Annotated in this window: 15 protein-coding genes and 1 pseudogene; 8 read left to right on the top strand and 8 right to left on the bottom strand. The window is 59.8% G+C overall.

What is annotated here, in order from left to right; translation table 11 throughout:
- Positions 1–317 precede the first annotated feature (317 nt).
- Positions 318–1,226, bottom strand: coding sequence for a BRCT domain-containing protein (locus AC0L2Z_RS28350; RefSeq protein ID WP_473629897.1), 909 nt, complete (start codon positions 1,224–1,226; stop codon positions 318–320).
- Between the two features lie 614 nt (positions 1,227–1,840).
- Here AC0L2Z_RS28350 and AC0L2Z_RS28345 point away from each other — a divergent pair.
- Positions 1,841–2,131 carry a hypothetical protein gene (locus AC0L2Z_RS28345; protein WP_473629896.1) on the top strand — a complete coding sequence of 97 codons (291 nt, stop codon included), beginning with the start codon at positions 1,841–1,843 and terminating at the stop codon, positions 2,129–2,131.
- 384 nt (positions 2,132–2,515) lie between these two features.
- Here AC0L2Z_RS28345 and AC0L2Z_RS28340 read toward each other — a convergent pair whose 3' ends face one another.
- Both AC0L2Z_RS28340 and AC0L2Z_RS28335 read right to left on the bottom strand, forming a co-directional pair.
- Positions 2,516–2,845, bottom strand: coding sequence for a helix-turn-helix domain-containing protein (locus AC0L2Z_RS28340; RefSeq protein ID WP_473479318.1), 330 nt, complete (start codon positions 2,843–2,845; stop codon positions 2,516–2,518).
- Positions 2,846–2,909: 64 nt separating this feature from the next.
- A complete protein-coding gene (locus tag AC0L2Z_RS28335) occupies positions 2,910–3,263 on the bottom strand; it encodes a hypothetical protein (protein WP_473629895.1) in 354 nt (117 codons plus the stop codon).
- 545 nt (positions 3,264–3,808) lie between these two features.
- Between AC0L2Z_RS28335 and AC0L2Z_RS28330 the strand changes: the two genes are divergently transcribed.
- From AC0L2Z_RS28330 to AC0L2Z_RS28320, 3 genes are all read left to right on the top strand, one after another.
- Entirely contained in the window at positions 3,809–3,973 is a 165-nt protein-coding gene (locus AC0L2Z_RS28330) for a hypothetical protein (RefSeq protein ID WP_473629894.1), read from the top strand.
- Positions 3,974–4,376: 403 nt separating this feature from the next.
- The gene (locus AC0L2Z_RS28325) at positions 4,377–4,673 is read left to right on the top strand and encodes a DUF6088 family protein (protein WP_473629893.1); all 297 of its coding nucleotides are present in this window, start codon (positions 4,377–4,379) and stop codon (positions 4,671–4,673) included.
- The gene (locus tag AC0L2Z_RS28320) at positions 4,670–4,879 is read left to right on the top strand and encodes a DUF6088 family protein (RefSeq protein WP_473629907.1); all 210 of its coding nucleotides are present in this window, start codon (positions 4,670–4,672) and stop codon (positions 4,877–4,879) included. The genes AC0L2Z_RS28325 and AC0L2Z_RS28320 overlap by 4 nt, the downstream gene beginning before the upstream one ends.
- Before the next feature lie 344 nt (positions 4,880–5,223).
- Here the strand turns inward: AC0L2Z_RS28320 and AC0L2Z_RS28315 are convergent, their stop codons facing one another.
- From AC0L2Z_RS28315 to AC0L2Z_RS28300, 4 genes are all read right to left on the bottom strand, one after another.
- Positions 5,224–5,490, bottom strand: coding sequence for a 2Fe-2S iron-sulfur cluster-binding protein (locus AC0L2Z_RS28315; protein ID WP_473629892.1), 267 nt, complete (start codon positions 5,488–5,490; stop codon positions 5,224–5,226).
- Positions 5,378–5,689 carry a (2Fe-2S)-binding protein gene (locus AC0L2Z_RS28310; RefSeq protein ID WP_473629906.1) on the bottom strand — a complete coding sequence of 104 codons (312 nt, stop codon included), beginning with the start codon at positions 5,687–5,689 and terminating at the stop codon, positions 5,378–5,380. The genes AC0L2Z_RS28315 and AC0L2Z_RS28310 overlap by 113 nt, the downstream gene beginning before the upstream one ends.
- Positions 5,690–5,766: 77 nt before the next feature.
- Positions 5,767–8,604: a xanthine dehydrogenase family protein molybdopterin-binding subunit gene (locus tag AC0L2Z_RS28305; protein ID WP_473629891.1), complete on the bottom strand. Its 2,838-nt coding sequence runs from the start codon at positions 8,602–8,604 to the stop codon at positions 5,767–5,769.
- Positions 8,605–9,640: 1,036 nt separating this feature from the next.
- Positions 9,641–9,784 carry a hypothetical protein gene (locus tag AC0L2Z_RS28300; RefSeq protein ID WP_473479330.1) on the bottom strand — a complete coding sequence of 48 codons (144 nt, stop codon included), beginning with the start codon at positions 9,782–9,784 and terminating at the stop codon, positions 9,641–9,643.
- A 1,301-nt stretch (positions 9,785–11,085) separates the two neighbouring features.
- On the opposite strand from AC0L2Z_RS28300, the gene AC0L2Z_RS28295 reads away from it, so the two are divergent.
- The 4 genes from AC0L2Z_RS28295 to AC0L2Z_RS28280 all read left to right on the top strand — a co-directional run bounded on the left by AC0L2Z_RS28295 (position 11,086) and on the right by AC0L2Z_RS28280 (position 16,547).
- The gene (locus AC0L2Z_RS28295) at positions 11,086–11,952 is read left to right on the top strand and encodes a hypothetical protein (protein ID WP_473479332.1); all 867 of its coding nucleotides are present in this window, start codon (positions 11,086–11,088) and stop codon (positions 11,950–11,952) included.
- A 246-nt stretch (positions 11,953–12,198) separates the two neighbouring features.
- Positions 12,199–13,944: a type IV secretion system ATPase VirD4 gene (gene virD4 / locus AC0L2Z_RS28290; protein WP_473629890.1), complete on the top strand. Its 1,746-nt coding sequence runs from the start codon at positions 12,199–12,201 to the stop codon at positions 13,942–13,944.
- Between the two features lie 51 nt (positions 13,945–13,995).
- Positions 13,996–16,254, top strand: coding sequence for a hypothetical protein (locus AC0L2Z_RS28285; RefSeq protein WP_473479336.1), 2,259 nt, complete (start codon positions 13,996–13,998; stop codon positions 16,252–16,254).
- Positions 16,224–16,547, top strand: coding sequence for a LysR substrate-binding domain-containing protein (locus tag AC0L2Z_RS28280; protein ID WP_473629889.1), 324 nt, complete (start codon positions 16,224–16,226; stop codon positions 16,545–16,547). Before AC0L2Z_RS28285 ends, AC0L2Z_RS28280 begins: the two co-directional genes overlap by 31 nt.
- 472 nt (positions 16,548–17,019) lie before the next feature.
- On the opposite strand, the pseudogene AC0L2Z_RS28275 reads toward AC0L2Z_RS28280, so the two are convergent.
- Positions 17,020–17,343 (bottom strand): annotated as a pseudogene (locus AC0L2Z_RS28275) (molybdopterin-binding protein); the annotation flags it as partial.
- Positions 17,344–17,916: the final 573 nt, after the last annotated feature.

Below are 17,916 nucleotides of genomic sequence, written 5' to 3'. Positions count from 1 at the left end.
TTTAAACAACCGCGTGGCCTTCGTTGAGGGGCATCGATCCGGCTCCTGTTCCGAGCGGAGGACTATCCCCGCTGACAGCCGCCCGACGTGTCGGGCTGAGCGCTGCAATCACGGCGCAGGCGCAGCCGCAGCGGCGGCATGCTCGCAGCCGATCCTTTGCGGGTTGATGGCGCCAGGTGCCGCCGCTACCCGCCTTGAAAAACGACCCGTATCAGGATTCACTAAGGCTCAGGTGTTCAGGCTCCGCGCTTCCGACGACTAGGCTCTGAAGCCGCACCTCCAAGACAATAGGGTTTCCCTTTGCCGGATGGAGGCGGTCAGAAACCCAACGCTTTGGCCAGCATCGGTTCAAGAACCAGATCCGGCCGACCTCCCTTTTCGCGAAGCTCCATTGCCCTTATGATCTTCGTGCCTTCGTGGCTGTGCTTCCAGTCCCGAGACGCTTCGGCCGCGACGATGAGGTAGTCGGTCTGGCCGCAGACGGTGTCCTTCCAATCACCGCCGCGTTCGCAAATCATCGCAGCGACTGCCTTTCGCGGGCCGATGGCGAATTTTCCCGTGAGGACGAACATCCGGCTCGGAATCACGAACTGGCTTGCATCCTCCAAGGCGCCGTCAATGACACCCACATTGCCGAAGGTAGGCAGCCCCGTGTCTGTCGCGCTGTCGCCGACAAGACGGGCAATCCACCCGCATATGTCTTCTGCCTCGTCGGCGGTTATGCGACCGTCAGCAAAAGACCTTCTGGCAGTTTCTCCGAGAGATGCCACGCGGCTGTCTTTGCGCAGGACCACACTCGAGTCCAACCTGGACAGCAGTTTTTCGACCTCTGCTGGCGTGATGGAGTTGTCGCAGGCGATACCGGCACAGAATCCGTAGAACTCGTTGACTTCGTCCTTGTCGTCAGCGGCGACAAACTCCCGTGAGCGTATGCCGATTATCGTTTCAAGGACGGCGTAGATCTCTTCGGGCGCGTTACCCCAAATGTCCAGATCGCGGATGAGCTCGGCAGCATCATCGTCGTGAAGAAGGGACAGGAACTGCTCAGCTTCGACCCTGAGTGGCGGCATCTCCGCCCGCTCGACCCGCTCGCTGGCCATCACGCCCTTCAAGAACCCGAGCCAGTACCCCAACGCCTTGCGGTGATTTGCCTGCGCATGGACTCTGCCGAGCGCGGCCCCTTCGTGTTCGAGTTTACCGCTCCTTCCGCGGAACACTTCAACCATTGTCGCCCCCCCTCGACGCTACTTTTCGATTGTAGCAGACATCACAACACTCATCTATCCGCCGACTACACAACGCGTGCCGAAACCGGAAGGCTTAATCCCCTTAGCTCCTTGCTTTCGAAATGGTAGGGCCAGGTTGCCACCCCCAGGGACAGCGTTTCGCCGAGCGGCCGACCAAAGAAGACGCTCTGGACTCACCAAGGATCAGGCCGCCTGAACCCGGTCCGCCTCCGACGCGCTCTGTCCCTCGCGCAGCCGTGCTCGTCCTCAAGGGACGCTCCGCTCAAGCCCTTGCGGAGTGCGCGCGCCTGCGCTTGACGGAACGCGCGACGGCGGCTCCGGGGATCAGGCTTGGGTTCCAGGCCGCTTCGTGCGGGAACCTAAAGCTCGGAGACCGCCTTTCGCCCACTATGCCGACACTGTTCTGTCCCTGGCGCTGCCGTGCTTGTCACCTTTGATTGCATCTGCCGAATTCTCGCGTATCCTGCGGCTGCGCATGTGAGCACAAGTTGGCGCCTGGCGCTTCGACGAGCCACCCCAGCAAGAACCAGCGTCGGCATGGCGACCGAAAATGCTGAGGCAAGAGACCGCCACTCCAGAAGGAAACGTTCGTCATGGATTCCCATGCCGTTATTGCGTCCCTGCCAGTCGCCGGGGCCGACCGTAACTTGCTTATCGAGGCCGCCAACGCCGCGTTCGAAAGGGTCATTGAGCGGATTGAGCCCAACGAGAAGCTGACTCGCACCCTATGGGACGCCGAATCATATATCGATAATGAAATCACGGCAGACATGTTGCCTATTTCCCGGGACGAGGCTGCGTACCTCGTCGACGTGTTCCTGGTGCATCATGTCATCGGACTAGCTGTCGCAGCAGACGAGGAGGCCGCTGAATCCCGGCCGTGAACCTCCCAGGAGGCAGCTGGATCTGCCTGCTGCAATCTCGCGGGCCGCGCGATCAATGCAGTGACCTTTGCCGCCATCTCTTCAAGGGTGGCGGTGAGCCGGTTTATCTGGGAGGCGGTGGCGGCCAGTTCCGGGCCGTAGCGGTGACGAGATATTCCGGTTCTGGCTAAGGGACTGGAGATGCTTGGCCGTCTTCGCGCGAAGGCGCAGGCCCGCCTCCAGGGCGTGCTCCGTGCGTCTCGACAGGTCGTGCTGCAGTTTGCGGATCTGATTGGGATATGCCCACGATGGAGCAAAGCGCGGTCGGGTTAGAGTTCATTGGCATGCCGAGTAGCCGCGCGATGGAGTGGCCGTTCCGACGGCCTCTCCCCAAGACTTAGACTACTAGGGAGACGGCGCCGCCACTTCGTCCTCCATGTCGAGCGATTTTTCGACTGCCTCCGGATTCCGGGCGATGGTCCAAAGCAGAGTATTCGCCGCTGCATCCGGTTCCGAGCGACCTTGCTCCCAGTTTCGAAGCGTTGCCAGATCGAGGCCATACCTCACGGCGAACGCCTCCTGGGACAGCTTGGTGCTATCCCGAACTTCGCGAACGCTTATCGGCCGCGGCGCATGAACCTTCGCGATCACTCCTGCGGACGAGAGTTCGTCCTTCAGTGCCCGCAGGTCGTCGACGCAAGGAACAGTCACGAACGCCTTGCCCTGATCGACCATCTCCGTGAGGACCGCATGGGCCGTCCTCAGCGGCAGCTGTCTCCTGACGAGAACCCTAGCAGCCTCAGGAGTATTCGCGCCGTGTAGAAAGCTGAAGCTCAGCCGGACGGGAGAGCCTGACGACACCTGGACGACGTCCCGGGTTCGCACCCGTTGTCCGAACCGCTCCATGAACTTCGATGTAGTCGACATTAAGCTTCTCCGCGATCACTCGATCGAGCTTGCGCAATTTGGACCAACCCCATTGGACCTGGGCATCGCCTCCAATATGGAGGTCACGGACAACAAGATGGTTGCTGCCCATCTCCACGTCCCCCAATAGCTGAAGCACGCCATCGGGCGTGACGACATCAAAGAGGAGGCATGGGTCCTCCGAAATTTCAGCGTCCACAATGAGTTCGATATCATCGGGCTGCACACGCGTTCCCTACGCAAATTGCTTATAGAAAGTATGTCAGGTGCTGGCGAGGGTCAAGGCCGCACCGGTCTTCGAATTGGCGCGGTGCTACCACTCCCGAATCGTGCCAACTTGGCGCTGCCGGGCCGCTCGGACGAGGTGAAAACTCCCGCTGCGAGCTTGGCCCGGGAGCGCCTACGACCTGGTGCTCCGAGTGGACCCCGCCAACGGGTCGGTTGCAGCCGTGGCATCCCTCCCTTCGGAGAGCTTCAGCAACGCAACTCCGGGGCTGCCAACACCCGTTTTATTTTTGGGTATTTGAAAAAAAACCTTGCCTGCTATGTTGCTAAAATCGATTTTTGTTAAACGGAACCTGCGGAAATCCCGATGACGAAGACAGCTGTACGTATGCGTCGCGGCCAAGAATCCGTGGGCAAGCGAACGAGAACCCTTCCCAAACTGGCTGAGAAATTGCAGATGCGTCGCTTGGCCAGGATTAACGCCGTCCTGCAGAGGGCGGAAGAATCCGGCCTGCGCGCTGAGAAGGACGGCAGAATTACGGGGCGGTGAGTGCTGATCTCATTAAGAAGGCCAAAGCTCGAACCGGATTGACATCTGATGCCGAGCTCGTCGAATTTGCGTTGGCCAATGTGGCTCTGGAAGACGACTTCGGCGAGACCTTCAGGAAAACACGCGGAACTGTGGATCCGACGCTGAAGCTCGGATTCTGAATTGGCCGATTTCGACTTTGGTGCGGCCGTAAGATGGTCGCGATTTGATTCCCAAAAACCTTGAGCCGCGGCCCGACATGGAGCTGCCGATCATCGGCAACCTCGTCGGGCCTGAAGTTCCGGGCGAAGGCGGCAATGAATCCAGCCATCTTCGGCAGTCGCCCGACCCGGGATGCCTCATTCGTCCACGCAGGACGGCCCCAAGACCTGCGGCAGCCTTGATCCCGTTCCAAAAAAGCTCAATGCAGACTTCCGGTTATGCACAGGCAGGCCGCGTCATAATTTGGATGGGATATAGCGTCCAGATTTGGCCATAGCCGATCTTGAACTGTTCTTTCTAATCAATACGATAAGAGACAATTCGGTCAGAACTCGAATCTTCTCTCTGACAGGAGCTAATGCCATGGAAGGGGTCACGCGGGCGGTTCAAATGCGTACGAAAAGAGCCAAGGAAGGTGCTTTGCTCACTTCGAAGGAATTCGTTGGCTCTGGAAACCGTGCGGCAGCCGATCAAGCTCTCAGCAGACTTGCGAAAAAGGGCCAACTGGCGCACGTCTACAGGGGAATGTACACGCCCTCCAGGAAGACGCCGTATGGATATGTGCTGCCGGAAGCGGAAGCCGTCGTGAAGTCGTACGCTTCGTTGTCAGGTGAGAGGATCGTCAATCCGGTGCTACGGCGGCGAACCAGCTCGGCCTGACGACACAAGTTCCGGTTCAAACAGTCTCTCTCACGACCGGAAAGTCGAAGAACCTGAAACTTGGCCGCTGCACAATACGCCTCAAGCACGCGCCCGCCTGGATCACGAGCCTGCCAAAGAATAGGTCGGGCGAAGCCATCCGGGCAATCGCGCACCTTGGCCGATCTAACGGTGTCCACTACGCGAATTGCTCAAGAACAGACTGACCCCCGAGGAATGGACTCGCGTAGTCGCCCTCAAGGCGAAAGTGCCCGCTTGGGTCCATGCGGCGATCTCGAAAGCAGAAAATGAGCGGTGAACCGTTCTTCGATTTGAAACGGGGCCAAGAAGAGACGCTCTTCTGGACCGCTTCGGCAACATTGGGACGCGAGCCGCATATTCTTGCGAGGCGTGCCGCGCAAGCGCAGGCACGGACGAGAACTATTTGACCGTACCGCGGCAAGCAAAAGGAACACGCCCAGGTGCCGGAAACAGAAACGCCCGTATTGGCTGCACGTCGACCTGATGCGTGCCGCAGGCCAAATATCCAGGAACGCCTCATCGCCGGACCTCAGCCCTGTACCAGGCCGGGCGTGCTCAGGATCACGTGACGGACCGCCTCATAATAACGGACATAACCGGTGCAACGACAAATGTGCGGCGCAAGCGCCTGCTCGATCGTGCGTTCGACATCCGCCCTACGGACCGGCTTCTCTTTGAGATGCTCAACCAGCACGGTTGCACCGGTGACAAAGCCCGGCGTGCAATAGCCGCACTGGAACGAAAAACGTTCGACGAAGGCCTGCTGAATCACCGAGAGCCGGAACGACATCGCCATTCGCGTCGCGTTCGGCATGCGCTTCGATGGTGCGGACGGATTTGCCCTCGAAGAAATGCGCTCCGGTGATGCAGCTCCGCATCTCGCTAGAATTTCCTTCCGGCCCATCGAGAATGATCGCGCAGGCGTGGCAGATGCCTTGGCCGCAGCCAAGCCGCGAGCCCGTGAGGTTGAGATATTCGTGCAGGAAGTCGATCATCATCAGATCGTCGGGTACGTCGACCGGGCCGACCTTGCGATCGTTGACGGTCATCGAAAGTGGTCGCGTGGCGACGGTCACGGGAGGGCCTCCAAAATCCTTTCCGGCGTGATCGGCGTTTGATAAAAACGCTTGCCGATGGCGTGGTTGACGGCATTGACGATCGCCGGAACGATCGCGATCATCACGACCTCAGCCATTCCCTTTGGTGGGTCGATTTCGGAAAGCGGCGCCAACACCTCCGATGTCTGTGTCCAGACCGCGACATCCCTGGCATGCGGCAGGCGATACCGGTTCCAGTTCCACGTCCCGTCGCCGGGACCGTCCTCATAGAGCGGCAATTCCTCGAGCAGGGCGGGGCCGACGCCCATAGCCAGGCCGCCTTGGAGCTGACCCGAGACGAGTTCCGGCACGATTTGAGTGCCGCATTCGAGGATGGAATGATGTGCAAGGAGCTTCACGTCGCCTGAGGCGGTGTCCACTGCGATTTCGGCGATCGTCGCTACGCCCGTGTAACAGGTGCCGGCGGCGTTCTGGCGCTTTACCGGCGGATAGAAGACCTGGCGCCGGTCGAGAAAATGGAAGCCGCCGCAGGTCATCAGCGCCTTCAAACCAGCCGGCGCGCTTTGGCCATAGCAGACCGAAAGCGCGTCGACCGGCAAGCGGACGGCGCCGACGTTCGGCACATCGAACACCGCCTCGGCCCATTGCCAGCGGTTGAACACATGGACGCTGACTCCCGTGACCAGGCCGAGCCTGTGCGCCGCCGCCGCGAGTTGTTCCAGTGCGAGCGGCTCCATCCCTCCAGCCGTCAATTTGCCATCTGCGATCCGCACGTCCGCCATGTCGACAGCGAGCGGCTCCGCCCGCCCGCCGCCCGGTCCACTCGACCAGAGCGCGACCGCAGCCGGCCAGAGCGACAGGCGCAGCAGCGCCCGCGCCGCCGTCCGCGTGGCGTGGCCGACGAAATAGGCGCTGTTTGAGGCGCTCATCGGTGAAATAAACGAGGGCGTCCAGCGCGGATTGCGTGCCAGCGCGTCCTCCCTGTCCTGCGGCGTCGTATAGGGCTCCTCGGTCGAGACGAGAGGCATCTCGGGCCAGTCGACGATCCCGAAGGCGCAGTCGTCCGGCACCCGGCCGATGATGTCGGCGACCATCACCGCCTGCGAGGTGGTCAGGCCCGTGCCGATATCATTGCCGTTCTGGCGCATGGTGAGCCGGCCGGACGGATCGAGCGACAGAGTGGTCACCGCTGCCTCGGCTCCGGTGCCGTAATCCTTCTGCACCTGCGCGAAACCGATGCCATAGCACTTACCCGGATTGGCGGTATCGAACGCCGCTTTGTTCGCAGCGCGATGCCTCCACAACGGATGGGCACGGGCCCGCTTCAAGACCTCCTCGGTCCTTAGCGCCTCGCCGGCAATGGCGCCCTGCGAGTTCTTCATGCCGGTCTTCAACGCGTTCTTGAGGCGAAGCTCGATCGGATCGATGCCGAGCAGTTCGGCCGCCTCATCGACCATCATCTCGGTAGCGGCCATGGTCTGCAGCGTTCCGTAACCGCGCGTCGAGCCAGCATCGACAGCGCGTGAAGCGCGGACCTCGACCGAGAAATCGCTCTTCGGCAGATAATAGATGCTCTGCGCCGCGCTGGCCCCGACCTTGCCAACGTCGGGCGAGAAATTGCGCCGTCCTCCGGCATCCGTGCGATGGTTGCCTTTCATGATGCGGAAAGCGTGCGTGGAGCGATCCACGACAAGCGTGTTCTCCATCCAGAAGGCATGGCGCTTCAACCCCATCTGGAACTGCTCGAACCGATCGTTGGCAAGACGCACCGGCCGCCCGTCGCCATAGAGGCCTGCCAGGATGGCGTAGTAGGGAAAGATCGAATGATCCTTGGTACCGTATCCGACCGTGTAACCGATCGAAAGGTCGAGCGCCTTCACCGCAAACCGCGATTTCGACAGCATTTCCAACGTCGAGGTCGCCACCTCATAAGGCGATTGGGTCGCGATGAGTGCGTGCAGGGTCGAACTGCCCGGCTCGTACCAGACATTGCCATTGTCGGCTTCCATCGCGCAGGCGTCGGTCGACTGCGAGAAATAGCTTCGCTTCAGGACCAATGCGTCGTCGCCGGCAGCCGTGATCTCACGCTCGATCTCGCCCGCCGCCCACATGGCGCGGGCCGCCGCATCGCCGCTCTGATCCGGCTTCGGCCAGACGACCTGATCGCCGTCGAAACTGCCGTAGATCGTGGTGCCTTCGAGCGGAGCATAAATGTCGGTTTCATCCGATGCCGCGCCGCCGATGCGCACGAGCCGGCTGGCGCCGTAATGCGGTGGCGTGTCGTAGCCGGCGGCCGCCCCCCAGCGCACGATGCCCTTGGCGGAACGGACCAGCCGCTTGGCCGCGTCGAACCGCGCGAAATCCTTGTAGATCAAGAGCGCGACCGGCTGACCGAGCAGGCGCGGAATGCGTCCCTTCGGCACCAGGAACATGTCGCCATAGAAGCCGGGAGCCGTCGTTTCCGGCGGCGCAAGACCATCGCGGACAAGGTCTTCGCCGGCTATCAGTCGGTCGGGCTTGAGATCTTCGCCCAGCACCGAGAGGTCCAGCCCGTCGAACGGGGCGTCGGCCCGGGTGCCGCGGATCAGGAATGCGTGGCTCTGTTCCTGCGGCCAGCCCGCTATGTCACGGGCGCGAAAATCGCGGGTGAAGGTCTTGTCCCCGGTGACCTTGGCCACGGCGTCCATCCGAAAACGCGGCCGACCGTCCGGTCCGATCCAGTTTGGCGAACGGCCGGGCGAATTGGCAATGAGCGCAGCCGATGCGGGCCGACCCAGAAAACCGATCTTGACCGCGATCCCCGCGCCAGCCGCCGCTGCGATGAACTGGCGCCGCGAAACCCTGCCGCTCATGCCGTCTCCCCGAACGGCCGAGAGCCCGACCCCACACCCGGCCGGCTCGCCTCACCTATGTACTCCCGACTCGGGGTCATTTCGCCATTCCGGCATCGCCGACAAACGGAACGGCCTTGCCCGGTCATGAAAAATCGCCGGGCCTTTGCGTCAGTCCGCAAGATTGAAGCGCATGACTTCTGCTTCGCATCCGAATGTCCTGATACACACGTTTTTCTGTTGTGAGCCCTTCGAAGGAGATGGTCGAATTCTATGTGGCCGGGCGACACCGGCTGGCTTGTATGTCGCCCGGCGCCCCGCGGAAACAACATTGCGAGTTTTTCCCTTCCTGAATCCGACGCCTGATCGGGCGGCTATTTTCACAGCCAAGCTAGCCGCCCACGTGCAGAACTCCCGACAAACTCAGCGGCGCTGCGCGGTTTCTTAAACTTCCAGTCACGTTTGCAACGCGCGTGTTGGAATCGGTGAATCTACGACACATTACCCCCACGTTTTGGCCACGAAGTTGCCGCAATATCCCTCGACATAGCCGGCGTTGCCTGAGACGGTTCGGTCCGGCACCGGCTCAACCAAGCCCCCCGCCCAAGGGTCTGTGCCGGATCGAACCACTCTCTTCATGAGGGACACAGGTCCGAACCCCGAAATGCGCTCATCAGAAGCAAGCTGATCCGCTTCATTGATGCCTGGTCTCCCAAATTGCACAGGGCGGCAAAGACCTGCACGGCGACAATGGTTTGACGCGCGCCTGGCTTCAGGCGAGAGGCAACTCTGGCCGGCTCTACGATGCCTTCGATGTGAGAGGCTCCTTCGAAGTAGCAACCTGATGCTGGTCGCTAAGCAGGCTTGCCTACCCGTCGCCGCTGTCGATGCTCCCATCATAGTTGGTGTCCTCAACTGTGCCTGATGATCCAACGATCTCGTCGATGTTGCAGTGATCGTGGTAGATCTCGGTCACTGTGCCTTGGCTCTGGCTGCAGATCGGCTCCCTGTTCCCATAGGTTGCGGTCGAACTAAGTTCGAACCGCGTCACAGGCTTTCACACGTGAAAAACGCTGACCGCCATGTTGCTCTCCGCATCGGGTTCGCCCAGGACGTGAAATGCCGCTTTGTAGGATCCATCTGTTCCAACCGCTGGCAGACAGACAAAGTCGACAGCGACCGACGCAATGATGCCTGTCATGTTCATTCCTGGGATTCCCCTCTCGGTCTATCGCGGTTCCGCGCAAGTTTAGGATCATCTGCTGCATCAAGCGTGCCAAAAGAGAAAAGCTTTCAACTGCACGGTTGTGGGCCGCCCGTGTCAGTCGGACCTCTGACATTGTTGCAAAGTCGACACTGTCGTTCTGGCTGGCCATAGGCTTGAGGTCTTCGGTCGCGACCACGCAAGCCAGAGCTGACTCGGCGACGAGAGGCGGGGGCATCGGCAAAAGACGCAACACGTTGAATTGCCCAAAAACAGGCATGGTGTCAGGATGGCTGCATTCCCGCGGTAATACCAATGGCGTCTGACAAGCAGAGCGCGTCGGCGCCACTTGCACCCTCATCCATCGAACTCTTTTGACCCGATCGTAGGACCATCCACAGTTGGCCCCGGACAGGAGCGCGAGAAACCGACCGTCTTTGGGGAAAGGTTTCTGTGAGTCGAGGGGATTGCAGCCAAAGCAAGTTAGTCGATGGCGGGCCTGCATCAATGCGGTTGGGGCGCAAAGCCGCGCGGCAATTGCACCCGGTCAAGGTGGCGCTGAAGTATGCCGTCCTTTCCGAGGTGGCTGCGCCAGGCGACTCCCGTTGAGAAAACCCCGGAACAAAGGCATTGAAGACGTCGCGATCGCCCAGCCGACGGTTGGCTCGCCGCGGGCTGGTGCTGACGACCGCGGCACATAGACGACAGGCGGCCGCGTCGAGAACGGAGCGGCATTGCGCGATGCCGTGCTGCCCGCCCGCGCGCGTTTTTGCCGTCGGACCTTTGCTCCTCGCCTGGCGCCGGTTGGGCCGGGGGATTGCCACGGGTGGCCTGCGGCAGGAATGCCTTGGCGGTGGCATGGTACAGCGATGCTATTGGCGCGGCGCGGCGCAAATTGCCGGTCAGGTCGCGACTGATTTCCTTGCCGAGGGAGCACGACAGCTCGGCCGCGGCTGATCAGCCGGAGTGGGCGATGGTCCTCATCGAAACCGTCGAGCATGCAAGCCTGCGCCCAAAGGAGAACCTGCTGCGGGGGATCTCATGCCGGGCTCTTGCAAGGAACCGGAAGGGGGAGGTGAAAGAGTCGGCGACGGCGTGCCATTCATGCCCTCGGGCAGACCCCACTCATCGCATTTGATGCCAGCCTCATCAGATTTTCCTTGGCTCAGGCGGGCTCTTGGCAGACCCACAGAGCTGGGAACCCTCTGCCAGACTACAACTGTAACATCATATCGGTTCAGCAGGTCAAGCTTTGGTGGTAACCTCATTGGGTAGAATAGCGACTTTGGAGACCGAGCATGGATCGCGATAACAAACGGGCACGCGCAGCTGCAAGTTCATCCCAAGGCGGCAGGGAACCCAGCAACATCCTGTCCCTTCCAGAGGGGGCATTAAGCGAGGTAGCAGAACGGCTGGTAACCGCTAACCCGCGCGATACAGCGCGAAATCTTGGGGGCTTCAAAGACCTCGGGACGCAAGCGCGGACAGCCGTTCGGGGCACTCAACCCGGGCCAGAAACTGACCTCGCGAAATTTGAAAGGCGGGCCAATCAGCTCGGACAATCAGCCATGGAGCTGGCCCGGAAATTGACAGACGGATTGGGGTACCAGCCGGATAACGTCGCATTGGAGCAAGTCAGAGCGGTCAGTAGTATAGCCAATTACATAACGCCACAGATGCAAGATGCTGTTGTTAATCGCATTGGCAACATGGAGCCACCGGAGCAAGCTCTCGGAGCTCTTTACGCTTCACAAAACTTCGGTAAGTTTAATGACGCAAATAAATCCCGCATTTTTGAGCAGGCCATTGAATTGGCGGCTGATCCTCATAATCACCACATGGTCAAGGAGAACGCACAAAATGCCATTATCGCCGTGTATCATGAATTAGACGCAAATCAACAGGCGCAAGCTAGCTCACTTCCCCACCTGCATGGTCTGTTGCAGAACATGCCTCCGCCGCGGTATGCAGCAGCGGAACGGAATGCGAATCTGGACGGCCATATAGCAGGTCTTGAGGCTGCAGTCCGTGCGACAAGCGCGCAAATCTCCTATGAACAGCTGCAGCGGGGTGGTCTAGTCGGTCAGGCCATTAACCACGACTTCAGTCACGCTCGAGACGACCTGATGGCTGCCTCCAGAAGCAGAGATCGCTCGGGCCGTTGAGGTCTCGGCCATGGTACAGTGACGCCTTCTCTCCCGAATTCCGTTCACGGCCTTGCCGTTTCCAATTCGCTGTCCGTTGACGTACCTGCCTGGTGTAACTTTCAAAAACCACGTCTGCCGGGTGGTCGATGCAAGCATCGCACCACCCGCTGCGGCATCGATCTGTCGAGCGGCGACATCGCGCGACGTCGGTTCGGTGTCTGAAGCAAGCGCAGCACTAGCTACGGCTAATCCGGCAATGGAACAATGCCCTCAACAAAAACGACGCCCCCAAACATAGCCATTAGCATCGCGTGCTCGCTCGCCTTGGGCTTCTGCGCGGCAAGTCTGTACGCAACGTTCCGCCACGGGGGTAGCGGCGAGGCTTTGATGACGTTTGACGTCCGTGCCTTTTGGTTTGAGACCCCCTTCTATCTGGGTTTCGCAACCCCCGTTTTCTATCGGGGCGCAGCTATCTTGCTCTCGACGTCCGGGGTCGTCTTGCTGATTCAGCGGATCGTATTACGCCACAAGCTCGAACACCACGGGACGGCTCGTTGGGCTCGAGTGGATGAAATGCGACGCACCGGATATCTGCGACGATACCGTGGCGTGACAGGCCCGGTATTTGGGAAGACGAGTGGCCCTTTCTGGCCTGGCTACTACCTGACCAATGGCGAGCAGCCTCACAGCCTCATCGTTGCACCGACGCGCGCTGGCAAGGGCGTCGGCATAGTCATTCCAACGCTACTTACATTCAAAGGCTCAGTGATAGCTCTGGATGTCAAAGGGGAGCTCTTTGAGCTCACCTCGAGGGCGCGCAAAGCCGCAGGCGACGACGTGTTCAAATTCGCGCCGCTGGATTCGGAGCGGCGCACAAACTGCTACAATCCGCTGTTGGATCTTATAGCGCTGCCTCCGCAGCTGCAATTCACCGAAGCCCGCCGCTTGGCCGCAAACCTGATTACGGCGAAGGGGGAGGGCGCGGAAGGTTTCGTCAGCGGCGCGCGAGATATCTTTGTCGCGGGGATCCTTGCCTGCATCGAGCGGGGCACGCCAACAATCGGCGCCGTCTATGATCTCTTCGCCCAGCCGGGGGAGAAGTTTAAGCTCTTCGCGCGACTCGCCATGGAGACCCAGAACAAAGAGGCACAACGCATATTCGACGACATGGCGGGGAACGACACGAAAATCCTGACCTCCTACACTTCCGTGCTCGGCGATGGCGGGCTCAATTTGTGGGCGGATCCCGCTGTAAAGGCAGCTACAAGTCGCTCGGACTTTTCGGTCTATGATCTTCGCCGTCGCAGAACGTGCATCTATCTTTGTGTTGGTCCGAACGATCTTGAGGTGATCGCGCCTTTGATACGCTTGTTTTTTCAGCAAATCGTTTCAATTCTGCAGCGGTCGCTGCCCCGCCGGGATGAAAAGAACGAGGTTCTCTTTCTGCTCGATGAGTTCAAGCACTTGGGTAAGCTGGAGGCGATCGAGACCGCAATTACGACCATCGCGGGCTACAAGGGTCGCTTCATGCTCATCATCCAGAGCCTCTCCGCACTGACGGGGGCCTATGGCGAGGCTGGCAAGCAGAATTTTCTCAGCAATACCGGCCTGCAAGTGTTCATGGCCACTGCCGATGACGAGACTCCGAACTACATTTCCAAAGCTATCGGTGAATACACGTTTCAAGCCCAATCGATTTCCTACAGCCAGGCGCGCACGTTCGATTGGAACATCCAGAATTCACATCAGGGTGCACCGCTGTTGCGTCCCGAACAGGTGCGGCTACTTAATGACGAGTACGAGATCGTTCTCATCAAAGGTCTGCCACCATTGCAATTGAGGAAGGTGCGATATTATTCGGATCGCATTCTGAAACGCATCTTTGAAAGCCAGACAGGCGCCCTCCCGGAGCCGGCACCCTTGACGATAGCAGACGAGGGGCTCTCGGCAGAATCTCAACTCGATGAGCCGCTGCGTGGATTAGCGCAGGACTTTGACGATACGGTTTGATGTGAGGCTAGTGTGGACCCGCGAAATAGTAATCCATCCCGGGTATCAGCTTTGTCGCAGGTGCAGGATGCCGGCTTGGAAGAGGGGCAAGCGGGCCAGGCCCGGCAAGTGGGCGATGAGCAGCACCTTGCCGAGGCCCGGAGGCTGTTCAATCAAGCTGACGAGTCGCCAACCAATCCAGAAGAGGTTCTGCGACTTGAACAATTGAGCGCAGGGCTTGAGCGAGGGCAGGATCAAGCCGCCTCGTCTCTTTTCAGCGAGCCAGGGATGCCCGCTGGACCGGGTGACCTCAACAGCATCGTGGCCGACGCTTTCGCAGCGGCCGGCTCTGGGCACGCCGGAGTTGAGGCCGCCGCCCCGCCGCCGTTAGCTGCCAGCCAACAGCAGATCCGGCCCTGGCCGGAAGCGCTTGGCCAGGGCAACCACCTGCTACCCGAGTGGGTGATCATCAACGACGAACATTACACAGCGCTGGTGCGGCCAGCCGAGAGGCAGAGGGCCCTGAATACGCCGCAAGCCGCCGCCATTCAGCCGCCGCTGAGCGAAATCGGCAATTCAGGCGGCGGCGTGCCGATGCAGCCCCTCGTGCAGCAATTGGGTGAATTGCCATTGGAAGGGGTATCCGTTCAAGGGACAGGGTCCGAACACATCGGAAGGCTGCATGCGGAGGCCGCGCCCTCCGCAAGGGCTGAGCCCCCCGCTGCCATCGAGAACTCCATAAACGTCTCATTCGCCGTCCCCAAAGGCTTCTCCCATGGGACTCAAGTCCCAGACGCGATGCTCTCTTTCTTAGACCGCCATGGCTCATTGCCGGATGCGGGCCAGGCGCGGCAGGTGAGCTTTGAGCAGCACGTGGCCGAGTCACGCCGAGCCGATCCGGCTCCTGTCGCGGGTGGCGCCCGTGCTACCCGCTATCCCCATCTCTCCGGCGAACACCGGGACCTTATTGATAAGGCGATCGCTCACGCTGCGGTTCAGAAAAAATTTAGCGAGAGCACGGTCCGAAAATACACGTATTCACTTCGCCAATTGGCGAATGATCTCGGCGCTCGTGGCCAAGCGACTGATCTAAAAAATCACCAATCCCTGGTCGATCACGTCGATGCTTTCTTTCCGAAAAACGACGGCATAAAGAGGGCGTTGAACGTCCTGCGTGCGTATCATGAGCCGGGCTATTCAGCGACTGTCGGGCGGCCAGCGCCGGTGCCCTCAAAAGCAGACGCGCATCTCATTGAACAAGTGACCAGTGACAGCAGGTTGGCCCCAAGCAGCCGTGCTGAGTACGGTCGTAGTCTTCGCAGATTTTCTAAGGCGCTTGAGAGTTGGGGCCTGACGATCTCTGGGCTGGATCATGATTCGCGGATCGAATTCGCCGAGACGTTGTTTCCAGACAAACGCAATCTCATCTTCGCGTTGCAACGGGTTCGCGATGCGGAGCCCGCGTCACCTGGCGCCCGTGCTACCCGCTATCCCCATCTGTCCGACGAACACCGGGACCTTATTGATCGGGCGATCACTCACGCTGCGGTTCAGCAAAAATATAGCGAGAGCACGATCCGAAAATACACGTATTCACTTCGCCAATTGGCAAATGATCTCGGCGCTCGCGGCCAAGCGACTGATCTAATAAATCACCAATTCCTGCTCGATCACCTCGATACTTTCTTTCCGAAAAACGACGATATAAAGACGGCGTTGAACGTCCTCCGTGCGTATCATGAGCCGGGCTATTCAGCTACTGTCGGGCGGCCAGCGCCGGTGCCCTCAAAAGCAGACGCGCATGTCTTTGAACAAGTGACCAGTGACAGCAGGTTGGCCCCAAGCAGCCGTGCTGACTATGGTCGTAATCTTCGCAGATTTTCTAAGGCGCTTGAGAGCCGGGGCCTGACGATCTCTGGGCTGGATCACGATTCGCGGATCAAATTCGCCGAGACGTTACTTCCAGACAAACGCAATCTCATCTTCGCGTTGCAACGGGTTCGCGATGCGGAGTCCGCGTCAGCCGGGGGTCTCGAGACGGCCCGGAGGCTGTTCGATCAAGCTGACGAGTCGCCAACCAATCCAGAGGAGGTTCTGCGACTGGAACAGGGGTTGAGCGAAGTGCTTCAGCGACGGCAGGATGATCAAGCCGCCTCGTCTTTTTTCAGCGACCCAGGGATGCCCGCTCGACCGGGTGACCTCAACAGCAGCGTGGCCGACGCTTTCGCAGCGGCCGGCTCTCGGCACGCCAGAGTTGAGGCAGCCGCCCCGCCAGATCGGGCTGTTCCTATCGCCGGCGCATGGACACGTTCCTGGCGGCGTGTGGGGTAACGCATGTCCGCTGGATGGAACTCGGAACAATGGACGGGATCATCGGCTGCGTCGCCGCCGGGGTAGGGATGGCCATGCTACCTCGGGGGGTCGTTCAGGATGCGGCAGCCGACGGACAGGTCATCATACACCAGCTACCTGACAATCTGCGGTCGGCGCCGACTGTTTTTGTGACGCGGAGCGACGAGTATCTCTCCGCGGCACTTCAGGCTTTCATGGCGGTGGCGTCTGAGGCGCATTCACGGCCTCAGCCGGAAGGACCAGAGCCGGCCCGACAACTGCAGCGGGCTTAAGAAAGGTGGAGCAAAAACAAGGGGTCAGTCAGACCCAATCGTCGGCGGATCTTGATGGCAGATCGTAGGGTCCGTTTGCCCAGAGATCGCCTACGATTCTGGAAAGGCGCTGCATGCTGCTGCAAAAGCAAGAAAGGAGCGCGGATTCGGAGCACAATGGGCTGGCCAGGGTGCGCCGCTTGCGCGTGCCATGCCCGCGGCCAAACTCATTTCGACATCGGTTAAGGAGCTTGAGGTCAGCACTGCTGCTCTTAAGACCGAGGTTCAACAATTATATCGAGATCAGTAAGTGTGACTGTCGTCGACGGTGACCCGCAGCAGCCGAGTGCCCCATCTGTGGGATGCCTGCGTTTGGGAAACTTGGACAGTCACACGATCTTCGCATGATCGCTGAGGGTACACCCGCCGCGGGTCAATAGCCTATCAATCGATCGTGGAAGTTTACGGCACCCAAGGCTGGCGGCGGAGCTGTTCATAGCCCACTGAACCAGTTGGAGCCCTGGTCTACCCAGTAGCCGCCCGGATAATCATTGGCGACGAACACCTCTAGGATATGCTTGGGGTTCTTAAAGCCGAGCTTAGTCGACACCCTAAGCTTCATCGGTGAACGATATTTGAGCGGCAAGAATCCTTCCCGAAATCGAGCGACAGGATGGTTTGCGGGTGCAGTGCTGTCGGCACATCGATACTGGAATAATAGCGGTCCGCATTTGAAGCCGACATATTTGGCTGTCATGTCCGCGCCAACATGCTGGAGGAAGACGCTCAGAGGAATACCCCTCCACTCACCGATCGCGCTCCAGCCCTCGCAGGCTCCTTGATCCCGCGCACAATTCCGTTGGCAGCATTCTCGACTTTCTCCGTTCGGCTACACGGCTCAGGATGCAGGAACTGCTGCTCGAGCAGTTCAAAACGACGGTCGTCTTCGTCACGACATCGACGAAGCCTTCCTGCTTTCGGATCGAATCATCGTCATGCAGGGCACAGCCAGGTCGCATCCACGAAGAAATCAATATGGCCTTCGAGAGGCCGAGGACCACTGACATCATCGCGTCCGGCGAGTTCTTGCGTTTGAAGCAGCGTTGCCTACAGCAGCTTCGTAGCGACAGGCGGAGAGATACCCTGGCGCGGCTTTCACCTCTTGGTTAATTGGAGCTGTGCTTCGCGGATTCCCTTCTCGGCTAAGCCCAACCACGAGCGCGCCTCGGCTGATTCCAGCGTGCGTTTGGCGCCGCATCCCGCTCCTAAACCGTCAACTCCTTTTCCATGCAGCTAACGCAATGTATTTCATAATTATGGCCCGTCGCCCGATTCCTCTCACGGCGTTACCAGAACCGCGCTCGGCGGGCTTCGGGCCCGAGAAACCAAT

The organism is Mesorhizobium sp. WSM4850 (assembly GCF_055811735.1).
Note: the sequence above shows the minus strand (reverse complement) of the source record. Positions and strands in the feature narration are given on the sequence as shown.